Genomic DNA, 16689 nt, shown 5'->3' with positions numbered 1-16689 from the left:
TGGCGCGCCCGAGAGGATTCGAACCTCTGACCTTCGGCTCCGGAGGCCGACGCTCTATCCAGCTGAGCTACGGGCGCATCGGCGGCAAGAGGACCGGCGTCGGGTCCTACCGCGAGGGAGACGGACAGTAGCCCATCGGCTGTGTCGGTGCAACGGGGTGTTTTGGGGCGCGGCGTTGGGCGCTGGGCGTTGGGCGATGGACGCGGATTTGGCGGCGGCGACAACTGCGTCTACACTGCGCCCGTCCATTGACGGATCTCATTGACACACCGCCAATTCAGGAGTCTCACCGATGCCCCAGCCCGAGCACGTCACCCGCCTGGATATCCCCGACCGCTGCGCCGGTGAGCCCGACCTGCAAGCCTATTTCGACAAGTGCACGGAAAAGCTGGGCCTTGTCCCCAACGTCTTGCGCGCCTATACGGGCAATCCGGCCAAGCTGCGGGCCTTTTCCCAGTTCTACAACACGCTGATGCTGGGCGAGTCCGGCCTGTCCAAGCTGGAGCGGGAAATGATCGCGGTGGTGGTGAGTTGCGCCAACCACTGCTACTATTGCCTCGTGGCGCACGGGCAGGCGGTGCGGGCGCTCTCCGGGGACCCGCAGCTTGGCGAGATGATGGTGATGAACTATCGTGTGGCCGAGTTGCCGCCGCGCCAGCGGGCCATGCTGGACTTCGCCTGGGCGCTGACGCTGGCGCCGCAGGACATCGGTGAGGCCGATCGTCAGCGTCTGCGTGATGTCGGCTTCTCGGAGGACGACCTCTTCGACATCTGCGACGTTGCGGCGTTCTTCAACTACACCAACCGTATGGCGCACGGTACGGATATGATCCCCAACGCCGACTACCACGCCATGGACCGTTGAGCCGGCGCGACGGGACCGCGCCCCACCAAGGGAGCTCTTCCGGCATGTTTCGTTTCCTGGGCAAGATGATCGTCTGGCTGCTGGCGGTTGTCGGTGTGTTTGCGGTAATCATGGTCGGCGCGGCGGCCCTGATTGTGCCGCGTCTGGTCCAGAAGCCCGATCCGCTGCCGGACGGCATGATTCTAATGGTCGATCTTGATCAAGACATTGCCGAGGGCGACGAACCGATCTCCTGGTTGCCGGGCGAGGGCGGCGACGGGATGACGCTCCGCACGCTGCTTGATGGGTTGGAGCGCGCCGCCGCCGATGACCGCGTGAAGGGGTTGGTGGCACGCGTGCGCTCGCCCGCGATGGGGATCGCGCAAGCGCAAGAGGTGCGCGAGGCCGTGCACGCCTTTCGTGCCAATGGCAAGCCCACCTATGTCTTCGCCGATACCATGCCGGCGGCCGGCGGCGGGACGCTGGCCTATTACCTGGCCTCGGCGTTCGGCGAGATCTGGATGCAGCCGTCGGGCGAGGTGGGGCTGACGGGCGTGGCCATGGAATTGCCGTTCGCGGCCGAGGCCCTTTCGACCCTGGGTGTGACCTTCGAATCCTCGGCGCGGCACGAGTACAAGGGGGTTCTGGCCGCGCTGTCGGAGGAGTCCATTCCGGCCCCGGTGGCGGAAAACATGGGCCGCCTGGTGGTGTCGTGGTTCGACCAGATTCAGGCCGGCATCTCGGCCGCGCGCGAACTGTCGCTTGAGGATCTGGGCAGCGCGATCGACCGGGCGCCCCTTCTCGTCGACGAGGCGGTCGATGCGGGTCTGGTGGACACGGCCGGCTATATCGACGAATTCCGTGAAGCTCTGGCCGAGGCGGTGGGGGACCATCCGCGTCTCTCCGTGGCCGACTACATGGCGCGGCGCGACGATCCGGAGTCTGAAAACGCGCGGCGAATCGCCCTTGTGCATGGGATCGGCATGGTTCTGCCTGGCGGCGGCGAGGACGGCCCGGGCTTTGGCGGGGGCACGGCGCTGCGGGCCGACGATCTGGCCGCCGCCGTGCGGTCAGCGGTGGAGGATGAGCGTGTCGCGGCCATCGTCCTGCGGCTGGACTCTCCGGGCGGCGACTACGTGGCCGCCGACACCGCACGGCGGGCCGTGGCCCATGCCCGGGAACGCGGGACGCCGGTCATTGTTTCGATGGGCAACACCGTGGCCTCCGGCGGCTATTTCATCGCCCTGGAGGGCGACCGCATTCTGGCGTCGGCCGGTACCATCACAGGCTCGATCGGCGTCGCCGCGGGCAAGCCGGTGGCGCGCGAGTTGTGGGACGACATTGGCGTTGATTGGGCGCGGCTGGCGGAGGGCCGCAACGCCGCCATGTGGAGCCTCAACACGCCGTTTTCCCTGGCGGCGCAACGCGCTCTCGACAAGCGTCTTGATGCCATTTACGCGGACTTCACCGCGCGTGTCGGCGCCGCCCGCGACCTCGACGGCGCGCGTCTGGATCGGGCGGCGCGTGGCCGGGTGTTTACGGGCGCCGATGCCGTGGACCTGGGCCTTGTGGACCGGATCGGCGGCCTGAGGGATGCCCTGCGGGACGCTCGCGAGGCTGCCGCCCTGCCGCCCGACGAGCCCGTTGTCGTCGCGCCCTATCCGGCGCCGTTGGATCCGCTGGATCGGCTGATGCGCCTGCTGGAGTCCCGGGGGGTGCCGGGACTGGCCAACGCCCTGGCCGGCCTGACCGACGACGACCTGCGGACGCTGGCGCACCTGATCGGGCTTGTCCGGCCGCTGGTGACCTCGCTCGATGGTCTCGCCCCCCCGCCCAGCGCTGAGCCGGGGTTGCTGTATCGGGGGCCGACGCGCCCAAGCGGCGCGCCCTGAGTCCGGCGACACCGGCGAACCCCTTGGCGGTCCGGCCCTTGTGACTGCTGTCACTGTGGCGTTCCGGAAGCGGGCCTATCCTGACCCTGCGGTCTGGACAGTCGGGCCCGGTGAACAGGGCCGGGCACCGACCGTCTTTCCCTCCGCCATGTCAGGAAGGACGTCGCGTCATGCAGGTCATCGTTTTCGCATCGCAGAAGGGCGGGTCGGGCAAGACGACCCTGGCCGGCCACATGGCGGTGATGGCGGACAGTATGGGGCTTGGCCCCGTGGCCATGCTCGATACGGACCCCCAGGGCAGTCTGGCCCAGTGGTGGAACGCCCGCCAAGCCAGCACGCCGCTGTTCGTGCGCTCGTCCCTGACGGAGTTGCCGGAGACCCTGGCGGAGATGGACCGGCGCGGCATTCGCCTGGTGATCATCGACACACCGCCGGCCATCACGGTGGCCATCCGCAGCGTGGTCGAGAACGCCGACCTGGTGGTGGTGCCCGTTCGACCCAGCCCGCACGACCTGCGCGCGGCCGGGGCCACTGTCGATCTGGTGGAGGGCCTGGACCGGCCGTTCGTGTTCGTGGTCAACGCCGCCTCGGCGCGGGCCCGCATCACGTCGGACGCCGCTGTCGCCCTCAGCCAACATGGCACCGTGGCTCCCCTGAACGTGAACAACCGCACGGAATACGCCGCCAGCATGAGCGACGGCCGCACCGTCATGGAGGTCAATCCCGAGGGGCGCTCGGCCGAGGAAATGCGTACTCTGTGGGACTACCTGAAGGATCGGCTGGACCGTGCCGCGCGTCAACCAGGCCGGACCGTGGTTCGCAGGGGGACCGCCTTCGCGGACTTCGTTCGCGAAGCGCCATACGACGTGCAGCCGCATGGGATGGGCGAGTTCGCGCCGCAGGGCGCCGATCCTGACGCCGGTCTGGCGGCGGGGCCTGTCGCGGAGGTGTCTGCGACACCGGCCGGCGCTCGTCCTTCGGTGCCTGGATTCCGGCCGCTGCGTGCGGTCGAGCCGGACAACGGATACGACGATGACCTGGAAGACCTGGAGGACGACACGGCCGGCGGCGAGCATGGCGGACCCGCGCCCTGGGCCTTGAGATCCGTGCCGGGGGGCAGTCGGGGGGGTGATGAGGGCCGGGCGCGCGCGGAGCGGCCGATGGCGGCGCCGGCGCCGTCCTACGCGGCGCGCGGCGTGCGGCCCGCGCCCGCCCAGGGTCGGGGCGCTCTGGCGGCCCGCCACGCCTTCGGGCGTCGCGGCAGCGTGGAGGCGTGACCATGAGCGCGGTCTTTGGCCTTGACCTGCTGTTTTCCCGAAAGGGCGAGGCGACGCCAGCGGTGCAGACGGGCGTCCCCCTGACGCGGCCGAACCGGTTCGAGGCGCTCGCCCGCACGCTGGGCCAGCAGGATGTGACGCCGGCGCGTCGCGACGGCGCTGACGACGCCGAGCCTGCACGCTGGCCTGCGGCCTCACAGGCGGAGCCTCAAACGCACCGTGCCTCTGTGACGCCGTTTGCGCGCCTCCGGGCCGCGCCGGTCGACGGATCGAAACGCCTGGAGGCTGCGCCGGCGGCGGACGATGTCAGAGTGCAGGGTGGTTCCAGCCAAACTTTCGACGCTGGCATGATCGTGCGCCGCGCTCCGGCGGAAGAGACTGCAGTGCGTCCATGGCAGAAGGTCCGTTCGGGCGCGGCAAAGGTGGAGCCGGCCCCCCGCACGGAGACGACACCGGAACGCCCGCAGGAGCGGCGGCCGCCGCCCTGGATCGCACTAGGAGACGGGGGCCGGACCGGGGCGTCCTCTCATGGGTCCGCGCCGGACACGCTTGAGGACACGGGCGAACTGGAAGTGTTCCTGTTCGGTCCCGACGGCCAGAGCGCCGACGGTCCGGGCGAGTCCAACGCCGGGACGTCGGAGGCGGGAACCCGCCCGCGTCGCCGTCAGGTCAGCGTCCGTCTGCCGGCACGCGAGCACGCGCTACTGCGCCAGTTCGCCAAGGTCTGGGGCACGACGCAACAGAGTGTCGTGCGGCGCGCCATCTTGCTTCACATGATCGAGGAACTGAAACAGCGCCTGGACGAAACGCCGCGCGAGACCCCTGTTGACGGTGCATTCGAGGGCTGCGATTGAGCCCAGGCTGGCGGGGCGTGGCGCGCCGCCGCTGGTCGCACCGGCCGAGCGTCTTGGGGAGGGGATGGGTGGATGGGCGTGGGACAGACCATTGGACATCTGACCCGTGTGACGGGATCGCGATTTACCGCCCATGGTGATCGAGAGGGCGGTATTCGCGAGGCGCGCCCGGGTCGCATGGTCCGAATCGACACCGTCGACGGTGCGGTGCTGGGATTCATCGCCACCGTGGGCGCGGTGGACGGAGCCGGCGGTGCTCCGGCGGCGGGGCCGGTGGCGCTCGACATCGCGGCCGTCGGCGAGGCGGAACGCCAGGACGATGGTCAGCTTGGTACCGTGCGACGGGGTGTGACGCGATATCCGCGCGTCGGGGATCCGGTCGCCATGGCCACCGATCGTGACATGGCGGCGGTGTTCGCGCCACCGACTGAGGTCACGATTCCCATTGGGCAGGTGTACGGGGCACCGGAGGTGCGCGCCCATTTGCACCTTGATGACATGCTGGGGCGGCACTTCGCGGTCCTTGGCACCACCGGCGCCGGCAAGTCGTGCACGGTGGCCCTGCTGCTGCACAAGATCCTGGCCGATTTTCCGCATGGCCACATTGTCGTGCTGGATCCGCACGCCGAGTACCAGGGGGCGTTCGGCGATCAATGTCACATCGTCGATCCGGCCGGCATGAGTCTGCCCTACTGGCTGATGACGGGGGAGGAACTGGCGTCCGTTTTTCTGGGTGCGCGCGTTCACGAGTCGCCGGCCGAAGTGATGGTTCTGCTCGACGCGCTGATGGAGGCGAAACGCAAATCGCCGATCGGCAGCCGCAAACCGGATGAGATCTCGGTCGACACGCCGATTCCGTACCGCCTGAGCGACCTGCGCAAGGTGCTGGACGACCAGGTGGGCAACCTGAACCGGGCGGAGAACGTGCGGCCCTACCTGCGGCTCATCAACCGCCTGGATACGCTGATGGGCGATCCGCGCTACGCGTTCATGTTCTCCGGCACGCTGATGCGCATTTCCATGGTGGACGTCATCTCCACGCTGTTGCGGATGCCGACCGACGGCGCGCCGCTGACCCTGGTCGACCTGTCGGGCGTGCCCAGCGAGGTGGTCGAGGTCGTCGTCTCGCTGTTCTGCCGCATGGTGTTCGACTTCCAGTTGTTCGCATCGATGGATCGCAGCGTACCCGTTTTGTTCGTGTGCGAGGAAGCGCACCGCTACGCGCCGGCGGGCGGGGGCGGCGGGAGCGGCGCGTTTGGCGCCACGCGGCGTGCCCTGGGACGGATCGCCAAGGAAGGGCGGAAGTACGGGCTTGGCCTGGGCCTCATCTCGCAGCGGCCGTCCGAACTCGATCCGGAGATCCTGTCCCAGTGCAATACCGTGATGGCCCTGCGCCTCTCCAACGACCGGGACCTGACATACGTGCGGGGCGCGTTGCCCGATGATGCCGGCGACCTGGCCGGCGTGCTGCCCGCCCTTGGAATGGCCGAGGCGGTGGTTGTCGGGGCAGCGGCGCCCATGCCGATGCGTGTGAACCTCGATCTCTTGCCTGCGAATCAGCAGCCGCGGAAAGGCGCGGCGTCATTCTCGGCGAGTTGGGATAGCGAGGCCTGGGACCGCAGCTATGTTGAGCAGGTGATCGGCCGCTGGCGGTATCCGCGTCAACAATAGGGACGCACCGGGAGCGGACGACCTGAAACGGAAGGAGCGAACGATGTTGAACTGGATCGCCAAGCTGTATGACGTCCGGCGCGACTCGCGCGGGGTGACCGCCATCGAGTACGCCTTCATCGCGACCCTGATCGCCGTGGCCGTCATCGGTGGCGCCACGACGCTGGGCGTCGACCTGAACGACGCGTACGCGGGCTTCGCGGGCCATCTCTAAGTGTCTGTCCGGAAAGCCCTGATGGGTACCACGGACGGTGTTCGTTGTTGAGGCCGACGCACAACATATTGCGACCTCGGAGACTTTCCGGACGGGCTCTGACGGCGGCCGGGGCTGATCGAAACTGGGGCGAAGGCGGTTGCTGGTTGGACCGCCGCCTCATGACTCGGCGTTCCATCAAAAACCATGCTGGAGCGTGCGCGGTCCATGAACCGCTCGATGCGAACCGACCGACTATTCATGAGTTTGTATAGTGATGATCGTTGCCCTGCGCAGACGAGGCGTTTGAGCGCGTTAACGATACTAGATTTTGGTTCGTTCTTTGGCGGTTTTGCAACCCCCGCGCAACGAGCTCCTGATCATTCTGGCGCGCTCAGTCAATAACAATATTAATGGGTGTGGTGTGGCTTCTTGGGACTGGAGCCTGTTCGATGCGTTTTTTTGCCGGTCACCGAAAAAAATCGGCTCCAGGTGTAATGGCCGTCACAGTGACCGCGAAGCCGTCGGCGTAAAGTGAAACTCACGAGGTCGGGAGAAGGTGGGCCTCGGGTGTGGGGACGAAGGAACGAACGGCCCTGAAGTATTCAGACGAAATCTTTCGTCGTGACCATGAGACCCTGGCGCGCGAAGGCGCTAATACGAAGGAGGAGAAACCATGTTCACCATTCGCAATATCCTGTTCGCTCTGCGCGGTGACGACAAGGGTGTGACGGCCATCGAATACGGCCTGATCGCGACGCTGGTTGCCGTTGGCCTGATTGCCGGTGCCACCACCCTGGGTGGCGGTCTGGACACCATGTTCAATGACCTTGGCGGCAAGATGAGCGGCGGTTGACGTCGACATCGCGCTGGCGCCTGGCGCTGGCCGGTCCCGCCCGGTGGTCCCGCGCCTGTCGCGGGGCCACCCCGGGCAGGAGTTTCGGGGACGGCCCGCCCGCGAGGGCGGGCCGTTTCCAATTCAGAGGGTCCGCTTTGGCGGGGGTCGGACCCGGCGATCTGAACTGAGAAAGGGGTGGGGGGCAATGGATGTCCTGGAGTCTGTTGGCGCTGCGCTTGTTGTAGCGCTCGTGTGCGCGGCTGCGGCCCAGGATCTCTGGATGCTGCGGATCGCCGACACATTCTCGATCGCCATTGCCGGCCTGTACGGCGTCCTGGCGGTGGGTGCGCTGCTGATCGGCGCGCTGCCCCTGGCGACGGTGGGAACCGGACTCGGGCTGACCGCCCTGGTGTTCATTGGCACCACGACGTTGTTCGCATTCCGAATGCTGGGCGGCGGCGACGTCAAATTGTTGACGGCGATCAGTCTGTGGATCCCGGCGGCTGGCCTGCCCGCGTTTCTTCTGATTGTCGTGCTGGCTGGCGGTGTCGTCTCACTGCTTGTTCTGCTCGTTAGACTATTGCCGCGGGCAATTGTCCCGAATGGACGGTTTGTTCCCGCTTTCTTTACCGAAACGGCCGAGAAACGACAGAGCGTGCCCTACGGCCTGGCCATCGCGACGGGCACCGCCGCGATCTGGTGGCTCGGGGCGCTCGGCGTGACGGCTGGTGTTGTGCGGTGATGCGCCGCGCAGGGGACGTCCTGACGGACTCCCGATGCGCCGCGCGCGACAAGGAAGGAGACCGGAGCCATGCGTACGGTTCTGTTGCTGGTTCTGACCATTGCCGTGGCCGCGGCGGGCGGCGCGGCGTATCTCGTCAATCAGTATCTTGTGAGCCAACGGCAACAGGCGGCGGAGGCGACGCCGGACCTGCCGGTCTTTTCGGGCCAGAAGGTTCTGGTGGCCGACCGCGTGATCGAGCCCGGCGTTCCGCTGCGGGCCTCGGCGTTCCGGTGGCAGCCCTGGCCGGCGGAGGACATCCTGCCGAGCTACAAGGTGATCGGCGCGGCCGAGGGCCTGTCCGAAAGCGCCCTGTTCGACCAGCGCACCCGCCTGGAAGGCGAGATGACCGGCAAGGTCACGCGGCGGACCATCGCCGCCGGCGAGCCGATCACGGATACGGCCGTGTTCTCGCGCGACAACGCCAGCTTCATGGCCGGCGCCTTGAACCCGGGGATGCGGGCGGTTTCCATTCCGGTCAATGCCACCAGCGGCGCGGCCGGCTTCATCCTGCCGGGCGACCGCGTCGACGTCATCCTGACGCACGACGTGCGCGACTCGATGCCGCGCAACTCAAGAGACATCGGCGCGGACACGCCCGTCTCACGGTTCATGTCCGAAACCATCCTCGAGTCCGTGCGCGTGCTGGCTGTCGACCAGACGTTCCACGAGGACGACGAGGAACCCAAGGTCGTGGACACCGTGACCGTTGAGGTCACGGCGGCCGAGGCCGAGAAGATCAATCTGGCGACGCAGATGGGCATCGTGTCCCTGGCGTTGCGGGCGCTGAGCGACCGCCAGGCGCCGGTCGGGCTGGCGTCGCTGCTTGGTGTCTCCGACGGCAAGGACGCGGCCGACCGTCCGCTTGTCAGCGACCGCAGCGTCAGCGGCGGGCTCGACTTGGTGCTGCGGACGGTGTTGGGGCCATCCGACCTCAGCGAGGAAGAGCGCCGCTTGCGCGAGGCGGAGGAAGAGGCTCGTCGGCGCGCCGCCGAGTTGGAGGCCGAACTGGCGCGGGTACGGGACGCGGCCGCGCGTCGTGCCGCCGAGGGCTGGCCGCAGCCGGACACCGGGCCGGAATGGAAGGTCACGGTGTACACGGGCGGGGAGGACCCCCGGACCTACCAGGGCGCCAATGGGAATGGCGCGTCCTCCGCGCCGCCCGCGATCCGCACCGCCGCCAACGAACAGGATGTCGCGTGGGGCAGCGCCGATCCAGGATCGCCGACCGGGATCACTCCAGAAATGGCAAACGAAATCCCAATCGAGGAGTGATTTGCCTAACGTTTCTCATATACAAGCACAGGACTCTCGTGTAACATGCCAGCGTGATGGGGTTTTTCGGGCCTCAATAGAGTCTGCCGGAGGATGGTGAATCGTGAAACCCGCCCTCGGAAAAGCACGCTCGGTCCCAAGCCAGGGTGTGGTCGTCGCCTCGGCGGTTGCCTTGACGCTGTGCTTGGGAACGGGCGCGACCCTCGCCCCGCTGGCGTGGCACCCTGCGGCCGCGGCTGCGGAACAAGGGTCCGGGTCCCAGGTCCTGGATCCGCTTCCGCCGCAGACTCGCCCAAGCGGTGGGTCTGCCGGGGGAGCCTCGGACCGGCCGGCCGCCGCGTCGGGGACCGGGTCCACCGGGTTTGATCCTCCGCCCCCGGTTGCCAGGGCTGCGCCAGAGACGGCGCGGCCGCAGGCGTCGGAGGTGCGGCTGGAGCCGGGCTCCGAGTCGGCCAGCGCCGAAGCCGTTGAGAGACGCCCAATGCTGGCGCAGGGGGCGCCAGAAGAGTTGCAATGGCAATGGGATACGCCGAATCGGGGTCAACTCGTACGGCCGGAGCCGCCGCCCGAACCCGAGCCGGTGCCGGTGGAACCGCCGGTCGCCGCGCCGGCCGCGCCGGCCGCTCAGCCCCAGGTCCCGGAGAGAGTCGTTCCGGTGGTGGACACTCCGACTCCGGTGACGCCCGCGCCCGTGGCGGCGCCGAATCCCCCGAGAGCGGTGCAGTCCGCACCAGTTACCAACACCGCGCCGGCGCCGCGTCGGGTTCAGGTCCCTGAGCCCGAGAACATCACGCGGACGACCGTGCCGCCGCGCGGCGCCAATCTCGCGGCTCTCTCCCCCGATCAGAGCGCTCCGCTGACGGAAGTGTCGCGTGGGGTCTACCGGAGCGGAAACACCATTATCGCCACGGTCGGGCGCGCGGTGCAGCTGGATTTCGAACGGGCGGTGGCCAGCGTTGTCATCGGACGGCGCGAAATCGTCCAGGAGATCCTGGCTGAGCCGAAGCGCGTCTTCCTGGTGGGGAGTACGGTTGGATCGACGAATGTGTTCATTCGTGACGCCGAGGGCAGGGTTTTCGCCACCTACGAAATGATCGTGGAGGCTGACACGGACGGTCTGCGTCAGGCGCTGGCGGCCGTGCTGCCGGAAAACCGCCTGCGGGTGACGCGCACGGCGGGGGGGATCGTGCTGAGCGGCCAGGTCCGTTCGGCCGTGGACGCGGCCAACGCGGCCAGTGTCGCCAGCCAGTTCGTCGGCGGCGAGGGCGCGGTGGTGAATTCCCTTGATGTGGCCGGGGACCAGCAGGTGCTGTTGCGGGTGCGCGTGGCCGAGATGAACCGGACGGCGCGCAAGTTCCTGGCGACGGACACGAACTTCGAGACGGGGAAGGCTGGTCAACCGAATTTCCGCAGCTATCCCTTTTACAATCGCTCTCCATGGGAATTCAGCAATCAGAACGTGGAATTCCGGGATACCTCGCCGTTTGTGTACGATTCACCGACCGGACTGACGCAAATGATCCTCGGGGCGCCAGCGGCGGTCACCGGCCCGACCGGATCGCTTTTGATCGGCGCGTTGGGCCTGAGCGACGTCACGTTCTCGACCCTGGAGGAGAAAGGCCTGGTTCGCCTGCTGGCCGAGCCGGCGTTGACGGCCATCTCTGGCGAAATGGCGAACTTCCTGGTCGGCGGCGAGTTCCCGGTGCCGGTGGGTCGCGACGACGATGGCCGTATCATCATCGAGTTCAAGGAGTTCGGCGTGAAGCTGAAGTTCACGCCCGTGGTGCTGTCGGACAACCAGATCAGCCTGAAGATCATCACGGAGGTCAGCCGCATCTCCCGGGAGAACTCGCTGATCCTCGACGGCCTGTCGATCCCCGGCCTGAGCACGCGGCGGGCGGAGAGCACCGTCATGCTGCCGTCCGGCGGCAGCCTGATGATCGCCGGCCTGTTGCAGACCGAAGACCGTAACGGACTGGAAGGCGTGCCGGGGCTCATGGACCTGCCGGTGCTTGGCGCCCTGTTCCGCAGCCAGGACTTCCAGAACGAACGCAGCGAACTGGTGGTGACGGTCGAGGCCTATAAGGTGCGTCCGCGCCAGTTCGGGCCGGAAATGGCCCTGCCGACGGACGGCTTCCCGCCGGCCGACGACATCGATATCTACCTGTTCGGGCGTCTGCACGACCGGTACGGAAGTGGCGAGCCGCAACCGGCTGTCACCGTTTCCACCCCGTTCGGGTTCATCATGGAGTAGGGCCGATGATTGCAGCCATGCGACGGTGGCCGGCCGCCATGATCGTGGCCATGGGGTGTGTGACGGCCCTGGCGGCCTGTCACAACCCGGGCGAGGCGGAGGTCGACGAACGGTATCAACTGCAGGCCGAGCGGCGGACGTTCAAGGCGAACGTGCCCTTGCCCGAGGTGGACCCGCGCGATCGGAGCGCGCTGGTGTCGATGCCAAAGGGCTTCCTGGAGGAGTATCATCGCCGGGGACGCACGCCCATGCATGTCCGGCCCGCTGGCGTGCGCAGCGCGGCAGACGGCGAAGCCTTCCGGGTCCTGGTCGACTGGTTGCATGATCAAGGCATCGAGACGGTGATGCACGCGCCGGCGCAGTCGACCGAGGGGCACGGCTTCCGCCACGTGGAACTGTCGTTCGAGGCCTATGTCGCCATGGTCCCGCAGTGCGGCGACTGGTCCGGAACCACCGGGTTCAACCCGACCAACCGGCACCACACCAATTTCGGCTGCGCGATGAATCGGAACATTGGCCTGATGCTGTCCGACCCCGGCGATCTGATCGAAGGGCGGATGCCGGGCGGGGCGGATCCGGCGCGGCAGACAGTGGTGATCCAGAAGTTCAGGCTCGGCGAGCCGACCGAATCGGCGCCCTCGGGCGGTACGGAAGACGAGGGCATGAACGAGTAAGCGGCGAGGCAGGGGACCACCAACAGGGACGCGCCCTGTCACAGTTTTTTCCCGGGAGGACTGGGGTTCATGCGGATTTCGGTGGAGGCGTTCGTTCAGGACGGGCGGACGCGGGCGGCGGTCGAGGCGATGCGCGAGGATGTGCGAATGCGCCGCTCGCAGGTCCGCGTCCATGACGGCGGGCTCGCCGCAGCGCCGGCGGCCTTGGGGCGCATGGACAGCCCGGACCTGTTGATCCTGGAAAGCGACAAGCGCAGCGAGGGGATGCTGGCCGACCTGGACACGGTGGCCGATTTCGTGGCGCCGGAGACCCGGGTTCTGGTGATCGGCATCGAGGACAGCATTGCCTTGTATCGCCAGCTTTTGGGGATGGGCTTGGCGGACTATCTCGTCGGTCCTCCGTCGGCCGGCGATCTGTTGGATGCGGTCCTGCGGTCTGGCTCGGCGGAGACGGCGCAGAACCTGGCGCCGCTGATCGCGGTGCTGGGCGTGCGCGGCGGTGTCGGCGCCAGCGCCCTGGCGTGCAACCTGGCGTGCAAGATCGGTCATGACATTTCCGGCGAGGTCGCGCTTGTCGACCTGGACATTTCGGCCGGCACGGCGGCCATCAGCCTCAACCTGAACCCGCGCCAGTCCGCGGCGGACGTCATGAGCCAGGGGGATGCTCTCGATACCACCAGCCTGGATCGCTACCTGCTCCGCTATGACGATCACGTGATGCTGTTGGGATCGACGGCGCAGTTGGATGTGACGTTCCGTCCGCCGAGCGACATGATGGAGTCGTTCATGAACGGGCTGCGCCGCCAGTACGACGCGGTGATCCTCGACCTGCCACGGCAGTGGACGAGTTGGGTGCGTGATCTGTTGCTCGACGCCTCGGCGGTGGTTCTTGTCGTCTATCCGGACCTCAGCAACCTGCGTGATGTCCAGAAAATGGGCGCGTTCCTGACCGAGAAGCGAAGCGGCGCCAATCCCGCCTGCGTTGTTCTGAACAAGGTTGGCATGGCGCAGAAGGCCGAACTGGCGCCGAAGGATTTCGAAGACGTGCTGGGGCGCGCGCCGGTGGCCAGCGTGCCGTTCGAGCCGGTGGCGTTCGGGCAGGCGCTCAATAATGGCGAACCGGTAGTCAAGAAGGGCGCCAGCAAGGCGTTCCTGCGCAGCATGGACCAACTCGTTGACAGCCTAAAGTTAGAAATGAAGCCCGGAACTCGGGCCGCGCGAAAAGCGCGCAAGAGCCTGTTGGGCTCCCTGCTCCCGACTAGCAAGAAAAATACAGCCAAGAGCGGGTAATGCGGGTTCTGGCGGGCGTGCGCCGGGGCTCCGCGCATCGCCACGGGCGAGCGCCTTTCGATTTTCTTCATGATCTCTTGTTATGAGTCATTCGAAGGTATGGTCGACGTGGACCGCCATTGTGCGGGGTGCGTCCGCGCCGTCGGGGCTCTTGGCGGACGACGGGCGGATCAACGGTGCCGGGGACTGAACCGGCATAGGCCGGTCATGGTGGGACAACGGCCGGGGCGGCCCATTCGGAGGGCGCTGGTGAGCGTGTCCGCTCGGGCAAGGAGAAAGCGATGTTCGGACGCCGCGTAGAGCCAGGCGGCCATAGCGAGACGGTTCCGGCACCGCGCCCGGCTCCAGCCGGGCCGGGCGCGCCCCGGACACCACCCGACACGGGCACCGATAGCGCGGCGACACCCGAGGCGTCGGCCCCGGCCCTGTCGAAAGCCGCCCAGCCGCCGAAAAAGCCTGAAATCGTCGTGGACGAGGCCAGTCTTGACCGTCTCAGGGCGCGGGAGAACCGTCTCGACGAAATCAAGGTGTCGGTCTTCAACAGTCTGATCGAGGCCATCGATCTCGGTCAGCTCAGCAGCCTGTCCGCCGACGCCGTGCGCGAGGAGATCTCGGACGTCATCAACGAGATCATCTCGATGCAGGACGTCGTGGTGAATCCCCAGGAACAGAAGCAGATCATCACCGACATCTGCAACGACATCCTGGGGCTTGGCCCTCTGGAGCCGTTGCTGGCGCGCGACGATATCGCCGACATCATGGTCAATGGGTACGACAAGGTCTACATCGAAACCAAGGGCAAGGTGGAACTGACCACCGTCAAGTTCCGTGACAACGCGCAATTGATGAACGTGTGCCAACGCATTGTCTCGGCCGTGGGGCGGCGCGTGGACGAGGCCAGTCCCATCTGCGACGCGCGTCTTGCAGACGGATCGCGTGTCAATGTCATCGTGCCGCCGTTGGCGCTGGATGGACCGACGCTGACGATCCGCAAGTTCAAGAAGGACAAGTTGACCTTCGATGAACTGATTCAGTTCGGATCCATCAGTCCTGAAGGGGCCACGATTCTGGAGGTCGCCTCGGCGTCGCGGTGCAACATTCTCATTTCGGGCGGCACCGGCTCGGGCAAGACCACGTTGTTGAACTGCCTGACCAACTACATCGATCCGTCCGAGCGCGTTGTCACCTGCGAGGACGCCGCCGAGCTGCAGTTGAAGAACCCGCATGTCGTCCGGCTGGAGACGCGGCCGCCCAACCTGGAAGGGGTGGGTGAGATCACCATGCGCGATCTTGTTCGCAACTGCCTTCGGATGCGGCCGGAACGCATCATCGTCGGCGAGGTGCGTGGGCCGGAGGCGTTCGACCTGTTGCAGGCCATGAACACGGGCCACGACGGGTCGATGGGCACGGTGCACGCGAACAATCCGCGCGAGGCGATCTCGCGCCTGGAGAACATGGTGGCCATGGGAGGGTTCTCCCTTCCGCCCAAGGCGACGCGCGAACAGATCTCTTCCGCCATCTCGCTGATCGTGCAGGCGTCGCGCCTGCGCGACGGGTCCAGAAAGATCGTCCAAGTGACCGAGGTCATTGGCATGGAAGGCGATGTCGTGACACTGCAGGACCTTATGGTGTTCGACTACCTTGATGAAACGTCGGACGGCCGGATCCTCGGACGTCACCGCGCCACCGGTATCCGGCCGGCCTTCTGGGACAAGGCTCGATATTTCGGCCTTGAGGATCGATTGGCCCGCGCGTTGGAGAAAGCCAGTGACTGAGACGGCTCTGCCCCCGGACCTCGTGCTGATCGTCGGGCTCGCGGCCGCCCTGTTCGTCATGACGGCGGCCCTGGTCGGCGGATTGGCCTATGCCCTGACCGAGCCGCGCCGGCGCCTGCGGCGGCGGATGGAGGGCCTGGGCCTGCAAAAGGCCGGTGGTGGCGCCCTGGGCGGTGGCTTGGCGCGCGGGCGGGCGGCCGGCGGTGGGGCCGAGTCGCAGGTGCGGCAGAAGCGCATCCAGGACAAGCTGCGCGAACTGGAACGGGACAAGGTTACCCGCGCGCGGCGGCGCAATCGCCTGAAGCAGGCGTTGACGCGGGCCGGCTTGGCGGTGAGCCCCGGCGCGTATCACGTCACGACCATCGCGTTGGGCTTGCTCGCCGCCCTGGCGTCGTTTGTCGGCGGCCTGTCTCCGTTGGTGGCCGGCCTGTTCGGTGTGATCGTGGCGTTTGGTTTGCCGCGCCTGGTGCTCGGTTTCCTCGTCAAGCGCCGGCAGAAGAAGTTCACCAATGAATTTCCGAACGCCATCGACGTACTGGTGCGTGGCGTGCAGTCCGGCCTGCCGGTCAGTGAGTGTATTGTCATTGTCGGGCGCGAGGTGCCCGACCCTGTGGGCGCCGAATTCCGTCTGATGACGGAAGGCCAGCGGGTTGGCTTGACCCTGAGCGAGATCATGGCGCGCGGCCTGGAGCGGATGCCGACCCCGGAGTACAAGTTCTTCTCCATCGTGTTGCAAATCCAGCAGCAGACCGGCGGCAACCTCGCGGAGACCCTGGCGAATCTTTCGAATGTCATCCGCGAGCGAAAACAGATGCGCAACAAGATCAAGGCCATGTCATCCGAGGCCAAGGCGTCGGCCCTCATCATCGGATCATTGCCCTTTGTTGTTGGTATTCTAGTGAACCTCACCAGTCCTGGCTACATGATGCCGATGATTGATACCGTGGTCGGAAACGTCTTGCTTGTCGCCGGTGGGGTGTGGATGCTCGCCGGAATCGGTATCATGGCCAAGATGGTGAATTTCAAGATTTGAGGGTGCCATGGAAGCGACATTTGTTGGCGTCCGCGTTG

General features: G+C 66.8%; 14 protein-coding genes and 1 tRNA gene. 14 read left to right on the top strand and 1 reads right to left on the bottom strand.

Annotated features, from left to right (window positions below):
* Nucleotides 1-77: transfer RNA gene (locus Q0309_RS04935), tRNA-Arg, on the bottom strand.
* Between the two features lie 215 nt (nt 78-292).
* Between Q0309_RS04935 and Q0309_RS04930 the strand changes: the two genes are divergently transcribed.
* From Q0309_RS04930 to Q0309_RS04865, 14 genes are all read left to right on the top strand, one after another.
* A complete protein-coding gene (locus Q0309_RS04930) occupies nt 293-865 on the top strand; it encodes a peroxidase-related enzyme (RefSeq protein ID WP_299438065.1) in 573 nt (190 codons plus the stop codon).
* A gap of 44 nt (nt 866-909) precedes the next feature.
* Nucleotides 910-2736, top strand: coding sequence for a S49 family peptidase (locus Q0309_RS04925; protein ID WP_299438064.1), 1827 nt, complete (start codon nt 910-912; stop codon nt 2734-2736).
* 170 nt (nt 2737-2906) lie between these two features.
* A complete protein-coding gene (locus tag Q0309_RS04920; RefSeq protein ID WP_299438062.1) occupies nt 2907-4013 on the top strand; it encodes an AAA family ATPase in 1107 nt (368 codons plus the stop codon).
* Between the two features lie 2 nt (nt 4014-4015).
* Nucleotides 4016-4867 carry a hypothetical protein gene (locus Q0309_RS04915; protein WP_299438060.1) on the top strand — a complete coding sequence of 284 codons (852 nt, stop codon included), beginning with the start codon at nt 4016-4018 and terminating at the stop codon, nt 4865-4867.
* Between the two features lie 177 nt (nt 4868-5044).
* Nucleotides 5045-6538, top strand: coding sequence for a DUF87 domain-containing protein (locus Q0309_RS04910; RefSeq protein ID WP_299438058.1), 1494 nt, complete (start codon nt 5045-5047; stop codon nt 6536-6538).
* A gap of 43 nt (nt 6539-6581) precedes the next feature.
* Nucleotides 6582-6752: a Flp family type IVb pilin gene (locus Q0309_RS04905; RefSeq protein WP_299438056.1), complete on the top strand. Its 171-nt coding sequence runs from the start codon at nt 6582-6584 to the stop codon at nt 6750-6752.
* 655 nt (nt 6753-7407) lie between these two features.
* Nucleotides 7408-7587 (top strand): Flp family type IVb pilin, encoded by a 180-nt coding sequence (locus Q0309_RS04900; RefSeq protein ID WP_299438054.1) that lies wholly within the window; start codon nt 7408-7410, stop codon nt 7585-7587.
* Between the two features lie 187 nt (nt 7588-7774).
* The gene (locus Q0309_RS04895) at nt 7775-8311 is read left to right on the top strand and encodes a prepilin peptidase (protein WP_299438052.1); all 537 of its coding nucleotides are present in this window, start codon (nt 7775-7777) and stop codon (nt 8309-8311) included.
* A gap of 69 nt (nt 8312-8380) precedes the next feature.
* Complete coding sequence (gene cpaB, locus Q0309_RS04890; protein WP_299438050.1) at nt 8381-9625, top strand: Flp pilus assembly protein CpaB; 1245 nt, start codon at nt 8381-8383, stop codon at nt 9623-9625.
* A gap of 481 nt (nt 9626-10106) precedes the next feature.
* Nucleotides 10107-11879 (top strand): type II and III secretion system protein family protein, encoded by a 1773-nt coding sequence (locus Q0309_RS04885; RefSeq protein WP_299438048.1) that lies wholly within the window; start codon nt 10107-10109, stop codon nt 11877-11879.
* 5 nt (nt 11880-11884) lie between these two features.
* Entirely contained in the window at nt 11885-12553 is a 669-nt protein-coding gene (locus Q0309_RS04880) for a CpaD family pilus assembly lipoprotein (protein ID WP_299438046.1), read from the top strand.
* Nucleotides 12554-12622: 69 nt separating this feature from the next.
* Nucleotides 12623-13843 (top strand): cellulose synthase operon protein YhjQ/BcsQ, encoded by a 1221-nt coding sequence (locus tag Q0309_RS04875; RefSeq protein ID WP_299438044.1) that lies wholly within the window; start codon nt 12623-12625, stop codon nt 13841-13843.
* 281 nt (nt 13844-14124) lie between these two features.
* Nucleotides 14125-15618, top strand: a complete 1494-nt coding sequence (locus Q0309_RS04870) for a CpaF family protein (protein ID WP_299438043.1) — start codon at nt 14125-14127, stop codon at nt 15616-15618.
* A complete protein-coding gene (locus Q0309_RS04865; RefSeq protein ID WP_299438042.1) occupies nt 15611-16651 on the top strand; it encodes a type II secretion system F family protein in 1041 nt (346 codons plus the stop codon). Before Q0309_RS04870 ends, Q0309_RS04865 begins: the two co-directional genes overlap by 8 nt.
* Nucleotides 16652-16689: the final 38 nt, after the last annotated feature.

The sequence above is a fragment of the uncultured Rhodospira sp. genome (genome assembly GCF_937138205.1).
Taxonomy (GTDB): Bacteria; Pseudomonadota; Alphaproteobacteria; order Rhodospirillales; family Rhodospirillaceae; genus Rhodospira.
Note: the sequence above shows the minus strand (reverse complement) of the source record. Positions and strands in the feature narration are given on the sequence as shown.

Coding starts and splice junctions, on each gene's coding strand:
- Q0309_RS04930 (WP_299438065.1), top strand. CDS start 293: ATGCCCCAGCCCGAGCACGTCACCCGCCTGGATATCCCCGACCGCTGC.
- Q0309_RS04925 (WP_299438064.1), top strand. CDS start 910: ATGTTTCGTTTCCTGGGCAAGATGATCGTCTGGCTGCTGGCGGTTGTC.
- Q0309_RS04920 (WP_299438062.1), top strand. CDS start 2,907: ATGCAGGTCATCGTTTTCGCATCGCAGAAGGGCGGGTCGGGCAAGACG.
- Q0309_RS04915 (WP_299438060.1), top strand. CDS start 4,016: ATGAGCGCGGTCTTTGGCCTTGACCTGCTGTTTTCCCGAAAGGGCGAG.
- Q0309_RS04910 (WP_299438058.1), top strand. CDS start 5,045: ATGGTCCGAATCGACACCGTCGACGGTGCGGTGCTGGGATTCATCGCC.
- Q0309_RS04905 (WP_299438056.1), top strand. CDS start 6,582: ATGTTGAACTGGATCGCCAAGCTGTATGACGTCCGGCGCGACTCGCGC.
- Q0309_RS04900 (WP_299438054.1), top strand. CDS start 7,408: ATGTTCACCATTCGCAATATCCTGTTCGCTCTGCGCGGTGACGACAAG.
- Q0309_RS04895 (WP_299438052.1), top strand. CDS start 7,775: ATGGATGTCCTGGAGTCTGTTGGCGCTGCGCTTGTTGTAGCGCTCGTG.
- cpaB (WP_299438050.1), top strand. CDS start 8,381: ATGCGTACGGTTCTGTTGCTGGTTCTGACCATTGCCGTGGCCGCGGCG.
- Q0309_RS04885 (WP_299438048.1), top strand. CDS start 10,107: ATGCTGGCGCAGGGGGCGCCAGAAGAGTTGCAATGGCAATGGGATACG.
- Q0309_RS04880 (WP_299438046.1), top strand. CDS start 11,885: ATGATTGCAGCCATGCGACGGTGGCCGGCCGCCATGATCGTGGCCATG.
- Q0309_RS04875 (WP_299438044.1), top strand. CDS start 12,623: ATGCGGATTTCGGTGGAGGCGTTCGTTCAGGACGGGCGGACGCGGGCG.
- Q0309_RS04870 (WP_299438043.1), top strand. CDS start 14,125: ATGTTCGGACGCCGCGTAGAGCCAGGCGGCCATAGCGAGACGGTTCCG.